At 73.9% G+C, this 14,177-nt stretch carries 14 protein-coding genes; 9 read left to right on the plus strand and 5 right to left on the minus strand.

The genetic code is table 11. The annotated features are described in order from the left end of the window. The first annotated feature begins 253 nt into the window (after positions 1-253). Genes J3486_RS09835 through J3486_RS09865 form a run of 7 tightly spaced genes read left to right on the plus strand, consistent with a single transcriptional unit; the run spans position 254 to position 4,972 of the window. Positions 254-1,138: an STAS domain-containing protein gene (locus J3486_RS09835; protein ID WP_207819821.1), complete on the plus strand. Its 885-nt coding sequence runs from the start codon at positions 254-256 to the stop codon at positions 1,136-1,138. Beyond that, positions 1,138-1,536, plus strand: coding sequence for an STAS domain-containing protein (locus J3486_RS09840; RefSeq protein WP_207820266.1), 399 nt, complete (start codon positions 1,138-1,140; stop codon positions 1,534-1,536). The genes J3486_RS09835 and J3486_RS09840 overlap by 1 nt, the downstream gene beginning before the upstream one ends. Next, a complete protein-coding gene (locus J3486_RS09845; RefSeq protein ID WP_207819822.1) occupies positions 1,520-1,978 on the plus strand; it encodes an ATP-binding protein in 459 nt (152 codons plus the stop codon). The genes J3486_RS09840 and J3486_RS09845 overlap by 17 nt, the downstream gene beginning before the upstream one ends. Then, positions 1,975-2,991, plus strand: coding sequence for a SpoIIE family protein phosphatase (locus J3486_RS09850; RefSeq protein WP_207819823.1), 1,017 nt, complete (start codon positions 1,975-1,977; stop codon positions 2,989-2,991). The genes J3486_RS09845 and J3486_RS09850 overlap by 4 nt, the downstream gene beginning before the upstream one ends. Continuing rightward, entirely contained in the window at positions 2,988-4,205 is a 1,218-nt protein-coding gene (locus J3486_RS09855; protein WP_207819824.1) for a PP2C family protein-serine/threonine phosphatase, read from the plus strand. Before J3486_RS09850 ends, J3486_RS09855 begins: the two co-directional genes overlap by 4 nt. Continuing rightward, the gene (locus J3486_RS09860; protein ID WP_207819825.1) at positions 4,202-4,594 is read left to right on the plus strand and encodes an STAS domain-containing protein; all 393 of its coding nucleotides are present in this window, start codon (positions 4,202-4,204) and stop codon (positions 4,592-4,594) included. Before J3486_RS09855 ends, J3486_RS09860 begins: the two co-directional genes overlap by 4 nt. 21 nt (positions 4,595-4,615) lie before the next feature. Beyond that, positions 4,616-4,972 carry an ATP-binding protein gene (locus J3486_RS09865; RefSeq protein ID WP_229377809.1) on the plus strand — a complete coding sequence of 119 codons (357 nt, stop codon included), beginning with the start codon at positions 4,616-4,618 and terminating at the stop codon, positions 4,970-4,972. A gap of 41 nt (positions 4,973-5,013) precedes the next feature. On the opposite strand, the gene J3486_RS09870 is transcribed toward J3486_RS09865, so the two are convergent. From J3486_RS09870 to J3486_RS09890, 5 genes are all read right to left on the minus strand, one after another. Then, positions 5,014-6,456, minus strand: a complete 1,443-nt coding sequence (locus tag J3486_RS09870) for a GuaB1 family IMP dehydrogenase-related protein (RefSeq protein WP_207819827.1) — start codon at positions 6,454-6,456, stop codon at positions 5,014-5,016. Positions 6,457-6,595: 139 nt separating this feature from the next. Continuing rightward, positions 6,596-7,369, minus strand: a complete 774-nt coding sequence (locus J3486_RS09875; protein WP_207819828.1) for a DUF2877 domain-containing protein — start codon at positions 7,367-7,369, stop codon at positions 6,596-6,598. Beyond that, complete coding sequence (locus J3486_RS09880; protein WP_207819829.1) at positions 7,366-8,772, minus strand: DUF1116 domain-containing protein; 1,407 nt, start codon at positions 8,770-8,772, stop codon at positions 7,366-7,368. The genes J3486_RS09875 and J3486_RS09880 overlap by 4 nt, the downstream gene beginning before the upstream one ends. Further along, positions 8,769-10,289 carry an acyl-CoA synthetase FdrA gene (gene fdrA, locus J3486_RS09885; protein WP_207819830.1) on the minus strand — a complete coding sequence of 507 codons (1,521 nt, stop codon included), beginning with the start codon at positions 10,287-10,289 and terminating at the stop codon, positions 8,769-8,771. The genes J3486_RS09880 and fdrA overlap by 4 nt, the downstream gene beginning before the upstream one ends. Positions 10,290-10,383: 94 nt before the next feature. After that, the gene (locus J3486_RS09890) at positions 10,384-11,955 is read right to left on the minus strand and encodes a PucR family transcriptional regulator (protein WP_207819831.1); all 1,572 of its coding nucleotides are present in this window, start codon (positions 11,953-11,955) and stop codon (positions 10,384-10,386) included. Between the two features lie 169 nt (positions 11,956-12,124). On the opposite strand from J3486_RS09890, the gene J3486_RS09895 reads away from it, so the two are divergent. Together J3486_RS09895 and J3486_RS09900 are read left to right on the plus strand one after the other, a co-directional pair. Continuing rightward, positions 12,125-13,123: a carbamate kinase gene (locus tag J3486_RS09895; protein WP_229377810.1), complete on the plus strand. Its 999-nt coding sequence runs from the start codon at positions 12,125-12,127 to the stop codon at positions 13,121-13,123. Then, positions 13,120-14,169 (plus strand): acetamidase/formamidase family protein, encoded by a 1,050-nt coding sequence (locus tag J3486_RS09900; protein WP_207819832.1) that lies wholly within the window; start codon positions 13,120-13,122, stop codon positions 14,167-14,169. Before J3486_RS09895 ends, J3486_RS09900 begins: the two co-directional genes overlap by 4 nt. The last annotated feature ends 8 nt before the right edge of the window (positions 14,170-14,177 follow it).

Genomic DNA, 14,177 nt, shown 5'->3' on the forward strand with positions numbered 1-14,177 from the left:
GGATGATCGTTGCGCGTACCGCGAGGACCCGGGTGTTCATTGCGTCGCCCGTTCCCTCCGTTGCGCCGGATGTGTCCGGGACCACACCTCACACCGGGGAGTGAAAACCCGGGACCCGGGTATTCGGTACGGCCGCCCCTGTCGTGGCGCCGGCGAGACCACCTGACGTCAACCCGGGCTGCGACAGGGGCAGTTCGGGCCGGGCATCATGTGCACGGCGCATCCGTCCGCAGAAGCGAAATGAGAGGGGCTTGTGAGTACCAGCGAGACCGATATCCGCACCCTGTTGCTCGAGGCGCTCAGGGACCAGGAGGAGCAGATCGCCGCCCGCTGGACGGCGCTCCAGCTCGAACAGGCGGCGCTCGGCACCGACATGACCGAGGGCGAGCTGCGCGAGGAGGCGCTCACCCTCGTCGACGCGCTCATCGAGGCGTTGGCCGGTGACACCCCGGTCGAGCGTGTGGTGACCTCGCACCACAATCTGCGCACGACGGTGACCGAGCTGTCGCTGCGCCGGGTGCGGGCGGGGGCCACCCCCACCGACACCTCCCTGGCCGTGCTCTCCCTCAAGGAGGCGATCCTCGCGGCCGTGCAGCACACCACCCGCGACACCCGGGAGCTGTACTCGGCGGCGATCCTCGTGAACCGGATGCTGGACGCGGCCGGCGCGCTCTCCTTCGAGACGTACGTCGAGGGCCGCGAGGAGATCATCCAGCGGCAGAGCCGGCAGCTGATGGAACTCTCCACGCCCGTCGTACGGCTGTGGAAGCACGTGCTGGCCGTGCCGCTGATCGGCACGCTCGACACGGCACGCACGCAGATCGTCATGGAATCGCTGCTCCAGGCCATCCAGGACCACGAGGCGAAGGTCGCCATCATCGACATCACCGGGGTGCTGACCGTCGACACGGCGGTCGCGCAGCACCTCATGCACACCGTCAACGCGGTCCGCCTGATGGGCGCGGACTGTGTCATCAGCGGGATCCGGCCGCCCATCGCCCAGACCATCGCCCAGTTGGGGATCGACCTGTCCACCATCCTGACCCGCGCCACGCTGGCCGACGCGCTGTCCGCCGCGGTCAAGCTCACGGACCAGCCCGCCGTCGGGTTCGCCGTCACCGAGTCGGCACCACGGTGATCGAGCCGCGCCCGCAGGGCGTTCCCATTCTGCGGCTCGGCGACGTCCTGGTGACGGGCCTGCTCAACGAGCTGGACGACCGCTCCGCCCTGATGTTCACGGACGAGCTCACCGAGCGGATCGCGTCCGACGGGGCCCGCGGGGTGCTGATCGACATCTCCCGCCTGGAGATCATCGACTCCTTCGTGGCCCGCACCCTCATGGAGCTGACCACGATGGCCCGGCTGCTGGGCGCCCGGGTGATCGTCGCCGGGATGCGTCCCGCCGTCGCCATCACCCTGGTCGAGCTCGGCATCCGGCTGACGGGTGTGGAGACCGCGCTCAACGCGGAGCAGGGCCTGACCGCGCTCGGCTGGCAGCGGACACTGGAGGCTCCCGGCCATGACCATGTCCGATGAGCACACGGCGCCCGCGTCCCTTGCCCCCGGAGCGCAGGTGACCGTTCGGCGTTCGTACGAAGTCCGCTCCGACGACGACCTGCTGACGGTGCGTCATGCCGTGCGCGCGGCCACCGTGGAGTGCGGTTTCGGTCTCGTCGACCAGACCCGGGTGGTGACGGCGGCGAGCGAACTCGCCCGCAACGCCTACGTCCACGGCAAGGGCGGCACCCTCACCGTGGAGCTGCTGACCCGGCCCGGCGGGTCCGGCATCCGCCTGGTGATCCGCGACGAAGGGCCCGGCATCGCGGACGTCGCCACCGCCCTCGTCGACGGTTTCACCACCGGCGGCGGGCTCGGCCACGGACTGGGCGGTGCCCGGCGCCTGATGGACGAGTTCCGGGTGGACACCCGGCCCGGCGCGGGAACGACGGTGACCGTCGCGCGGTGGACGCTGCGATGACACAGGCCCCTCCCGACCGTGCGGTGACCGCGCACGTGGTCGTCGACCATGCCAGCGCCGTGCACCACGCGGCGACGCTGGCCCGGCGCACCGCGCGCGTCAGCGGGCTCGACGCCGCCGCGGCCGAGCGGGCCGCGGTGCTCACCACCGAGCTCGCCGGGAACCTGCTGCGGCACGCGGTGGGCGGCGCCGTGTACGTGCAGTGCCATCCGCTGGGCGGCGGCGTCGACGTGGTCGCCGTCGACCGGGGCCCCGGCATGGCGAGCCCGGACCGGGCCATGGTCGACGGGTTCAGCACCGCAGGCACGCTCGGCTCGGGCATGGGCGCGGCCCGCCGGCTCGCCGACGAGCTGACGCTGCGCACGCTGCCCGGCATCGGCACGCTGATCTGCGCCCGCCTGCGGGCCGCGGACTCCGCGCCGGCCCGCGCCGACCTCGGTCTGCTGTGCCTGCCGGTGCGCGGCGAGTCGGCGTGCGGGGACAGCGCGGCCGTGGTGGACGCTCCGGGCGGGCGCACCGCGATGGTCGTGGACGGGCTCGGGCACGGGGTGGCGGCGGCCGAGGCGGCCGCCGCCGCGGTGGCCGCGTTCCGGGCCGCGCCGGAACGCCCGCTGCCCGAGCTGCTTTCGGCCATGGACCGGGCCCTGCGCTCGGGCCGCGGCGCGGCGGTCGGCCTGGTCCGGCTGCGCCCCGGCTCGGTGGAGCACTGCGGGATCGGCAACGTACGGATGCTGCTGGTCGCCCAGGACGGGGTACGGTCCCGGGCGCTCGGTCAGCCGGGTGTGGTCGGCTGGAACATGCCGCGGCCGCTGGCCCGTACGCTGCCGATGCCGCAGGAGTGCGCGGCGGTCGTGCACAGCGACGGCATCGCGGCGCGCTGGGCGGACGACGCGCCTCCGTTCCTGCTGGGGATGCCGCCCCGGCTGCTGGCCGCCGCCCTCGGGCACGGCCACCGCAGTGCCCGCGACGACGCGACCGCCCTGGTCTCCGGGGCGGCAAGGAGGAGCACATGACGGACAAGGCGGCCGCGCACCACCGGACGACGCACAGGTCCCTGCCCGAACTGCGTTCCGCGGTGAGGGCGCTGGCGGCCCGGCTGCGGCTGCCGGCCGAGCTGCGCACCCGCCTGGCCCAGTCCGTGTCCCGGGTGGCCGAGACCGAACTGCGGGCGGGTCGCCTCGTCACGCTGGAGGCGGCGCCGGAACAGGCGGCCGCCGAGCGGCAGTTGACACTGCGGCTGCGGGCGCCGTCGGCCACGGCCGTGGAGAGCCTGCCGCTGCCCGCGCACCGGGAGGCGGACACCACGGTGTGGCGCATCCCGCTGCCCGCGCAGGCGGTCGTCGGCCGCGGCGCCGCCTCGACCGTGGAGCTCCTGGAAGAAGAGCTGCGGGTGGCGGTGGCCAGGGCCGAGACCCTGGAGGCCGACCGGCGCCGCGTCACCCACGAGCTGGACGAGACGAACAGCGGCGTCCTCGCCCTGTACGTGCAGCTGGAGGAGCGCGACGAGCAACTGCGGCGCGCCCACGGCCAGATGCTGCGCGAGCTGGAGGACGCGCTGCGGCCCGCGCCGATAAAGGTCGACGGTCTCGAACTGGCGATCCACTACGCTCCGGCCGGCACCGACGCGCCCACCGGCGGCGACCTCTACGACTGGTTCCAGCTGCCGGACGGCACGGTCCACATCACGGTCGTCGACGCCCTCGGGCACGGGGTGGCCAGTACCCGCAGCGCCCTGAACGTGACGCACGCCGTGCGCACCCTCACCCTGGAGGGCCACTCCCTGGAGTCGATCGTGGGGCGCACGGACGAGATCCTGCTGCCCTACGACCGTGAGCTGATGGCAACGGTGCAACTGGTCAGGATCGACCCGGTCTCGGGCCGGCTCGCGCTGGCCAACGGCAGCCATCCGCCGCCGCTGCTGGTGCACGAGGACGGCAGTGCCCGCTTCCTGGAAGTGCGCGGCCGGGGCATCGGCTACCCGATGGCGGGCAGTGAGGGACTGCGGCACGAACAACTCGCCCCCGACGACCTGCTGGTCCTGTACACGGACGGCCTGACCGAGAGCCGCCGCGACCCCTACGAGGGCGAGCGGCGGCTGACCGCGGCGGCGGTGCGCCACCGGCACCGCCCCACCGAAGAGATCCCCGGCGCCCTCGCGGAGGAGATGCACACCGTGATCCTGCACCCGGACGACACCCTCGCCCTGACCGTACGGAGAAGCCGATGAACCGTCCCGCGCCCGGGGCGATACCCGACGACGCGTCCCACGAGCTGCGGCTCGTCACCTCGCAGGGCCCGCACGGCCCCGTCGTCGCCCTCACCGGCGACCTCGACTACGAGAGCGCGCCGCAGTTGCTGGAAGCGCTGCCGAAGATCGACGTACCGGACGGGGGCGGGATCACCCTCGACCTGGCGGACGTACGGTTCTTCGACTCGGGCGGTATCAACGCGCTGCTGCGGGCCCGCACCGCGCTCCAGGACCGGGGCGCCGACCTGGCGGTGCGCCGGCTCTCCCCGGTCGTCGAGCGGATCTTCCGGATCACCGGGCTCGACACGGTGCTGATCCCCGACGAACCGCCCGGAACCGGTACCGGTACGGATCCGGCGGCGGGGTAGCCGGACACCATGGAGATCGTGATGGACGGTCCCCTCACGGGGACACAGGCCCGGCACACCGCCGCCCGGTTTCTCGCCGAGCACTGTCCGTGGGCCGACACGGACGCGGTGCTGCTGGTCGTCTCGGAGCTGGTCACCAACGCGGCACGGCACACCGGCGCCCTGGGCAGGCTCCGGCTGCGCGCGGACGCGGGCGGGCTCGCGGTGGCGGTGGAGGACGCCGACCCGCGGGCCCCGGTGCCCCGCCCCCCGGATCTCGGCGGCGGGGGCGGTTTCGGCTGGCACATGGTGGAGCGGCTCGCCGAGCGTCTCTCGGTACGGCCCGCGGCGGACGGCAAATGCATCGAGGCCGCGTGGACGGCGCCGGTGACGGCGTGACCACGCGGCCTCGACGGCCGTGAGCCCGGGGCTCGTACGGACTAGCTCCAGCTGGCGTGCAGCGGCTTGCCCTCGGCGTAACCGGCGGCGGACTGGATGCCGACGGTGGCCTTCTCCTCGAACTCGGCGAGCGAGTTGGCACCGGCGTAGGTGCAGGAGGAGCGGACGCCCGCGATGATCGAGTCGATCAGGTCCTCGACGCCCGGACGCTGCGGGTCCAGGAACATCCGCGAGGTGGAGATGCCCTCCTCGAACAGCGCCTTGCGGGCACGGTCGTAGGCGGACTCGTCGGAGGTCCGGTTCTTCACGGCGCGCGCGGACGCCATGCCGAAGGACTCCTTGTACAGGCGGCCGTTGGCGTCGGCCTGGAGGTCGCCCGGGGACTCGTACGTCCCGGCGAACCAGGAACCGATCATGACGTTGGAGGCACCGGCGGCGAGCGCCATGGCGACGTCGCGCGGGTGGCGGACACCGCCGTCGGCCCACACGTGCTTGCCGTACTTCTTGGCCTCGGCGGCGCACTCCAGGACGGCGGAGAACTGCGGCCGGCCGACGCCGGTCATCATGCGGGTGGTGCACATGGCGCCGGGGCCCACACCGACCTTGATGATGTCCGCACCGGCCTCGATGAGGTCCTTGACGCCCTCGGCGGCGACGATGTTGCCCGCGACGATCGGGACCTGCGGGTCGAGCGCGCGCACCGTCCTGATCGCGGCGATCATCGACTCCTGGTGCCCGTGGGCGGTGTCGATGACGAGCGTGTCCACGCCCGCGTCGAGCAGCTGCTTGGCCTTGCCGGCCACGTCGCCGTTGATGCCGACGGCGGCGGCGATGCGCAGCTTGCCGTTGGCGTCGACGGCCGGGGTGTAGAGGGTCGCGCGCAGGGCGCCGGTGCGGGTCAGGATGCCGGCGAGCTTGCCGTTCCTGTCCACGGCCGGGGCGTAGCGGCGGTTGGCGCCGTCCAGCTTGTTGAAGGCGTCGCGCGGGTCGATGTCCGCGTCGAGCAGCAGCAGGTCCTTGGACATGACCTCGGACAGCTGGGTGAAGCGGTCGACGCCGGTCAGGTCCTGGTCGGTGACGACACCGACGGGACGCTGCTCGTCGTCGACGACGACACCGGCGTTGTGCGCGCGCTTGTTGAGCAGCGCGAGCGCGTCGGCGACGGTCTGCGTCGGGGCCAGCACGATCGGGGTGTCGAGGACCAGGTGACGGGTCTTGACCCAGGAGATGACCTCGGTGACGACCTCGATCGGGATGTCTTGAGGAATGACGACGATGCCACCGCGACGGGCGACGGTCTCGGCCATCCGGCGACCGGCGATCGCGGTCATGTTGGCGACGACCAGCGGGATCGTGGTGCCCGTGCCGTCCGGGGAGGACAGGTCGACGGCCTGACGGGAGCCGACGGCGCTCCGGCTCGGCACCATGAAGACGTCGTCGTACGTCAGGTCGTACGCGGGCTTGATGTCATTGAGGAAACGCACGTGCGCAGATCCCGATCGCTAGAAGGGAGCCCCGGAAGGATGCCGCCGGGGCACAAAGCACGTACTTCATTTTCCCACGCGGCCCCTCATCACGTCTTCGGGGCGAACGTCCCAAGGTCGAGGGACGTGCCTTGGATGATCATCCGAGGGCGGCGGCGACGCCCCTGGCCAGGTCGCCGCCGGAGTGGTGGCCGACGGTGAGCAGGGCGCGCAGCGCGGTCCGCGGGTCGGTGGTGCCGGTCAGCAGGGCGTGGGCGGGGGCGACGCACTCGCCGCGGGCGGCGTGCCGGACGAGCGCGGCCGAGAGCAGCGTCGTACGGCGTGGGGCGTGCGCCACCGCGGCCCGCAGCGGGGCGAGCGGTCCGCCCCAGGCGCGGCGGGCGAGAAGCAGTCCGCACAGGATGTCGTCGCCGGAGGGGGTCAGCCCCGGGCCGAGGCCGAGCAGCGCGTGGGCGGCGTCCCCGGTCGCGGCATCGTCGCCGGCGCGCAGGGCGGCCCGCAGCCGGCCGAGGGCGACGGCGACGGGCCGGGGCGGTGGCGGCGCCCACTGGTCGATGAGGCGGTCGAGGGCGGGTCCGTCGAGGCGCGGGCGGCCGGGCAGGACCCGGGGCGGGGTCCACTGCCCGGCCGTCCGCACCGTCCGGGGACCGACGCGGACGGTACCGGCGCCGAGCACGGCGTCCGTACCGGGGCGTACGGCGGCGAACGACAGCTCGGCGCAGGTGTGCGGGACGACCACCGCGTTCGGCAGCCTGATCGCGTCCCGCGTCACGACGGCGAGCGCGGGCAGCTCCGGGTCGCCGGTGGCGAGATGCACGGCGTACCGGGTGGCGGCGACGACGCGGGCGGCCCGCTCGGGCCCGTCGAGCAGCCGCGCCACGGAGCTGCTGACGAGCCCCTCCAGTGTGGTCATTCGGGGAACGCGTCCAGCGCGCCGGTGAAGCAGGCCATGGGGGCGTGGGTGAGTCCGGCGCCGATCTGGCCGATGCCGGGTTCGCGGTGGGCGATGCCGGTGGTGACGACGGGTTCGAGTCCGGTGTCCACGACCTTCCGTACGTCGATGCCGACCGGGCTGCCCGCGAAGTCGAGCCCGGAGAGCCGGTAGTCGCGGTGCCTGCCGAGGGTGATGGTGGCCATCTCCTCGCTGATCCGGCGGGCCCGCTGCGGGGTGCCGCCGACGAAGCCGACGATCGCGGGCGCGGCGGCGAGGGCGAAGCCGCCGAGCCCGTGGGTCTCGGTGATGGCGCTGTCGCCGATGTCGGGGTTGGCGTCGTCCGGCCCGTACCCGGCGAAGTAGAGCCCGTCGACGGGGGCGGCGGGCGCCGTGAACCAGGCGTCGCCGAGGCCGCTGACGCGGATCCCGACGTCGACGCCGTTGCGGGCGAACGCGGTGACGAGCGTGGAACGCGGCACGCCGTGCCCGGCCATGAGCGCCAACTTGCTGGCTGCCATGGAGAAGTTGAGGAACCAGTAGTTGTTGTCGCTCAGGAAGTCGAGCGCCTCGATGCCGCCGAGGTCGGCGTGGCGGGCGAGCGCGGGGGCGAGTTCGCGGGTGAGCAGGGCGCTGGCGGCGGTGTTGCGGCTGTGGCACTCGTCGCCCATCTGGAGCGCCTGAGCGGTGACGGTACGCAGGTTGACCGGTTCGGGCAGCGACCGCAGGGCCGCGCGCAGGGCGGGCCCGAGCCGCTCCCCCATCCACCGCAGCCGTCGCATCACGTCGTCGCCGAGGGCCCCGTAGCGCAGACAACGCCCTTGTCCCTCATTGAGGTTGGAGTACGCGCGCAGGCCGCTCGCCCGGTCCTCGACGACCATCAGCGGCATGGACGCGGAGACGATCCCCGCCATCGGGCCGACCGCGTCGTGGTGGTGGCAGGGCGCGAAGCGGATCGCTCCGCAGTCGGCGAGCCGGGTCGCCTCCTCCTCGGTCGCGGCCCAGCCTTCGAGGAGGGCCGCGCCGACGACGGCGGCCCGCATGGGCCCGCACATGCGCTCCCAGGCGATGGGCGGCCCGGCGTGCAACAGCATTCGCTCCTCGGCGAGTCGGGGTATCAGTTCCCCCGCTGTCCTGACATCGGTCCACAGTGGCTGTACGTCGAGGACGCGGGCCAGCGCGGTCGCGTTGGCGGCCTCGATGCCGGGTTCGGCGGTGAGCCGGGCGAGCTTGGCGGCGAGGCGGGCGTCCCCGCCGGCGGGCGGCCGCCAGTCGATGTGGGTGACGGTGGCCCCGGCGGCGCGCGGCGCGGCGGCGAACTCCTCGACTCCTACGTTGACGATGCGCGGCGCGGCACCGAGGAGCGGGCGGGCGGGCAGGGTCATGCGGGGCCTCCGATCGTGGCGGGGTGCGTGCGCCGGGACACCGACTCGTCCGTATCGCCGATCAGTCGGGCGGCTTGGAGCGCTGCCTGCGTACTGCTTCCTGCCACCAGGGCACCCGCCTCGCGCAGCACCTTCCGTTGGGCGCTCGCCCGCTGCGGGTCCTCGTCGGTGCCGACGACGAAGCAGAGCACGGCCGGGCGGTCGTCCCCCGCGCCGGCCAGCGTCTCGGCGACGGCCCCGGCCGGATCGGGGGCGGCCCCGTACCCGATGACGACGTCGAGCACGATCACCGCCGTCGCCGGGTCGGCCAGCGCCGCCCGCAGGTACGCGGTGCGCACGCCCGGGTCGATCATCGGGTGCGGGCGGCCCGCGGTGAACGCGTCGTCGCCCAGGTCGAGGACGAGGTGGCGGGGCGGCAGCGCGGGCGGCGACCCGGTGCGGTCGATCGCGCCGAGGGCGGGGCCGAGCAGCAGGCTCGCCTCGTGGGCGAAGGTGCCGCCCGCGTACAGGCCCCGCAGCAGGCGGCGGCCGGGCGGCGGCGCGGGGAGCCGGGGCGCGGGTTCGGCGGGGACCGGTCGCCGCAGCGCCTGCGCGGCGGCGGCGCGGGCGGCCTCGTACAGGGTCGGCGCGAGGACGACTCCGGGCGGCGGGGAGACGCCCGCCGGGTCCCAGCCGAGGAAGCAGACGACGGCGGGCTTCCCCGACGCGCCGACGTGCGCGAGGAGTCGCTCGGCGACGCGCGGCGCGGGCGGCTTGGAGACGAGGACGAGGGAGTCGGTCGCCGGGTCGGCGGCGAGGGCGTCCAGGGCCGCGCGCATCGTCAGCCCGCCGACCTCCTCGGTGACGTCGCGGCTGCCGGTGCCGACGATGTGGCTGATGCCCGCGCCCAGGGCGTGCAGCAGGGTCGAGACCTGCTGCAGTCCGGTGCCGGACGCGCCGACGAGGCCGATGCCGCCTCGGCGTACGGCGTTGGCGAAGCCCAGCGGGACGCCGCCGATGACGGCGGTGCCGCAGTCGGGGCCCATCACGAGCAGGCCCCGCGCGGCGGCCTCCCGCTTGAGCGCGACCTCGTCGGCGAGCGGCACGTGGTCGCTGAAGACGAAGGCGTGCATCCCGCGGCGCAGCGCCTTGCGGGCCTCGGCCGCCGCGTAGGGGCCGGGGGTGGAGATGAGGGCGAGGTCGGTGTCGGTGGGCGCGGCGGCGAGCGAGCGCGGGGCGGGCCCGGAGTCCTCCTCGGGCGGCGCGTCGCCCTCGCGCAGGGCGTCCGGGACCGCGGTGAGGGCTTCCTCGACGGCGTCGGCGGTTCCGCGGACGGCGACGATCAGGTCGTTGGGGGCGGCCGACCTGCCCTCGTCCGCCAACATCCCGGTGTCGGCGAGGACTTCACGGTTGGCGGGGGTGCCCATGACGAGGCTCACCGCGTCCACGCCGGGCTGTCCGGCGAGGCGCTCGGCCACTCTCATCAGGGCGACGGAGTCGGCGTACAGGTCCTTGTGCACGGCGTTTCGCAGCACCATGAGGCCGACTGTAGGCAGCACGCACCGGTGCGGGACATGGCTCCCGCTGCCAGTGCCCGTGGGGAGTTACCGGCACCAGGTGACAGTGCCCGCCTCAGCCGCGGTCCCACACCGCGAGCAACCGCAGCGCGTACACGGCGAGTTCGGTCTGCAGCCGGGCCATCGCGTGCCGCTCCAGGCCGCCGGTGAGCCGTTCGATCTGGCGCAGCCGGTAGCGCAGGGTGTTGTAGTGGATGTGCAGGCGTTCGGCGGTGGTCACGCCGTTGCGGTCGTGGAGGAGATAGACGCCGAGGGTCTCGACGAGCGCGCCGTCGCCGCGCCGGTCGTGCTCGATGAGCGGGCCGAGCGCGTCGTCGACCATACGGCGCAGTTCGTCGCTGGGCACCTGGCCGAGCAGCCGGTACACGCCCATGTCGGCGTAGGTGCGCACGAAGTCGTCGCCGTGCACCTCCCGGCCGAGGCCGAGGGTCTGCACGGCCTCCTCGTAACTGCGGTGGTAGGCGCCGAAGTCGGCCTGGGCGGTGCCGGCGGCGACGACCACGTTCCAGTCGGGGTGCGCGGCGGTGACGGCGGCGTGCAGGGCCTGGCAGCGGGCGGGGAGCGAATCGCCGGGTTCGAGGAGTGCGGCGACGCCCGCCTGGTTGCCCCACAGCAGGGCCTGGTCCCCCGCCGCGCCGCGCACCAGGCTCAACAGCCTCTCCTCGAAGTGGGGTTGGGGCAGCGGCGCGACGCCGTCGGGCCCGGTGGCCTCCAGGAGGACGGCGGCGCGCGGCAGCCGCAGGTTCCAGCCGAGCGCGGCGGCCCGGCCGAGGGTGTCGGCGCGGTCGCGCGGGGCGCGGGACACCAGGTCCATCAACAGCGTGGTCCGGTACCGCTGCTGTCGGCTGGCGACCGCCTGCTCCTGCGCGGCGATCATGCAGGCGACGGTGGTGGCGTGGTCGAGCGCCATCCGCTGGTGCGGAGTGAGTTCGGTACCGCCCTCGGCCCACAGTGCGACGGCGCCGCCGTGCCGGATGCCGGTGTCGATGGGCCGGGTGGCAGTCGCGGGCACGTCGCACGGCGGGGCGCCGGCCGAGGCGAGCACGCCGCCCTGCCGGTCGTGGACGGCGACGGCGCAGCCGGACAGTTCCAGGAGTACGTTCATGAGTTCCTGGTAGGAGCCGCCGTCGACGGCGACCGCGGTGAGCCGCTCGTGCAGGGCGCGGGACTGCTCCAGCTCCAGGGCATGCCGGTTGAGGACGGTGCCGAGGACCTCGGAGAGGATGTCGTTGAACATCACGTCGCCGGGCAGCGCGATCACCGGGAAGCCGAGCGCGTCGCCCAACGCCAGCATCTTCGGCGGGAGTTCGGGCAGGTAGGGGCCGACCTTGACGCCGAGCGCGGCGAGTCCGCGCCCGGCGAGGGTGGGCACGAGGGCGGTGAGAGCGGCCTCGTCGTCGCGCACGGCGTAGGCGGTGGTCAGGAGCAGTTCCCCGCCGCGCATCCAGCGCACGATGTCGGGGACCTCCATGATGTTGACGACACGGATGCGGCGCGCGGCGCCGTGGGCGCCGGCGACGAGCCGGGCCCCGCCGAGGCACGGCAGGTCGAGCGCCTCGCGCACGGTGAGTCCGGAGGAGAGGTCGTAGCCGCGGGCCTGGCCGGTACCGGTGCCGATGCCTGTCATGTCCAGCCACTATGCGACCATGCGATGCCGTCCGTAAGACGCCGTGCGTTACTTCCGTGTGTCCCGTCCCGGCATCTCGGATGCCTTGTCATCCGGTGTCAGCGCGGGGCCCGCCTTCCTGGCGTCCGCTGCCCATGACGCCCCGCCGTGCCGCGCCTACCTTGACGGCATGATCTCGCCAACCGCTCACCGGACCGTGGTCGTCGCCATCGGCGGCAACGCCCTGCTGCGCGGCGGGCCGCACGCCACCATCGCCGAACAGATGGACGCGGCACAGGAGTTGGCGGTCTGCGTGACCGCTCTCCTGGACGCCGGGTGGCAGGTCGTGGTGACCCACGGCAACGGCCCGCAGGTCGGTTTCATCAAGCGCCGCGCCGACCTCGTCAGGGACCTCGCGCCCGAACTCCCCTCCCTGGACCTCGACATGTGCGTGGCCGACTCGCAGGGCAGCCTCGGCTACATCCTGGCCGTGGCGATCGCGGGCCGGCTGCGGCTGCTCGGCCGCGACCCCGGCCGGGTGGCGGCGCTCCTCACGCACACCCTGGTGGACGCCGCCGACCCGGCGTTCCGCCGTCCCACCAAGCCGATCGGCGCGTACTACGACGAGGCGACGGCCCGCAGGCTCGCCGCCGCGCACCAGTGGTCGGTGGCGCCCGAGCCGGGCCGGGGCTGGCGCCGTGTGGTGCCCTCGCCGCGGCCCCGCCGGATCCTGGAGACGGCGTCCGTGCGCACCCTGTCGGCCAGTGGCTGCACGGTCATCGCGGGCGGTGGCGGCGGGATCCCGCTGGTGGAGTCGGCGGACGGCGGCCTCAGGGGCGTGGAGGCCGTCATCGACAAGGACCTCACATCGGCGCTGCTCGCCGCCGAACTGGACGCCGGGCTCCTGGTGATCACCACGGGCGTGGAGCGGGTCGCGGTCGACTTCGGCCTGCCGACCCAGCGCTTCCTGGACCGGCTCGCGCCCGGCGAGGCCCAACTGCTGCTCGCACAGGGCCAGTTCCCCGAGGGCAGCATGGGCCCGAAGATCCGTGCCGCGCTGGACTTCGTCGCAGGCGCGCCGCACCGCCGTGTCCTCATCACCTCGCCGCACGGCCTGCCCGCCGCCCTCGAAGGGCGGGGCGGCACCTGGCTGGAACACGAAACCTCGACGGTCGGGAGGCCGCAGTGACGCTGGAACCCGGACAGGGCCCGATCGACGGCACGCACTATCTGGAGGCCACCCCGGAGAACGTGCTGTGGGGCCGCCTGCCCTGCCGTGCCACGCCGCCGGCGCTCACCGTCGACCCGGGCTGCACCGTCACCTTCGACACGGTGTCCCACGAGGGCATCCTGGCGGACCAGGGCTCGGACCCGGTGGAGTTCTTCGGCCGGTTCGGGGTCGCCGCGGCCGACGTCCTGTCCGACGCCCGGCTCCTCGCCAAGACGCCGGGGCTGCGTCCCACGGACGCCGACGGCCCGCACGTCGTCTCGGCGCCGGTGCACGTGCGCGGCGCCGCACCCGGCGACCTGCTCCGTGTCGACATCCTGTCGCTGCACCGCCGCGCCGACTACGGCCTGGTCTCCAGCCGCCACGGCCGCGGCGCGCTCCCGGATCAATTCGCTGTCCAGGGACCGGAGTTCACGTTCTGCTCGGTCGAGAACGAGCAGGGTGTCATCCGGTACGGGACGGACGCGGCGGCCCGGTTCCCCCTCCGGCCGTTCCTGGGGATCATGGGCGTCGCCACGGACACCGACACGCCCGCGCACAGCGTCCCGCCGGGCCGGCACGGCGGCAACATCGACGTGAAGCACCTCGGCACCGGCACCAGCCTCTACCTGCCCGTGCAGACCGAGGGCGCTGGCTTCCACACCGGTGACCCGCACTACGCGCAGGGCAACGGCGAGGTCGCCCTCACCGCGTTCGAGGCCCCGCTGCGCGCCACGTTGCGGCTCACCGTCCTCAAGGGCGCACGGGCCCGCGCGGCGGCCGCGACCCTCGCGGAACCGTTCGGCGAGACCGACCGCCACTGGATCCCGATCGGCCTGCACGAGGATCTGAACCTCGCGATGAAGGCGGCCGTGCGCTCCGCCCTCGCCTTCCTCACCGACCGCTTCGGCATGCCGCCGCACGCCGCCTACGCCTATCTGAGCGCCGCCGCCGACTTCGAGGTCTCCCAGGTCGTCGACCGTGTCCAGGGCGTGCACTGCCTGATCCGCAAGTCCGACTTCAGCTGACCGAGGAG

The sequence above is a fragment of the Streptomyces sp. VRA16 Mangrove soil genome, assembly GCF_017377775.1.
Lineage (GTDB): Bacteria > Actinomycetota > Actinomycetes > Streptomycetales > Streptomycetaceae > Streptomyces.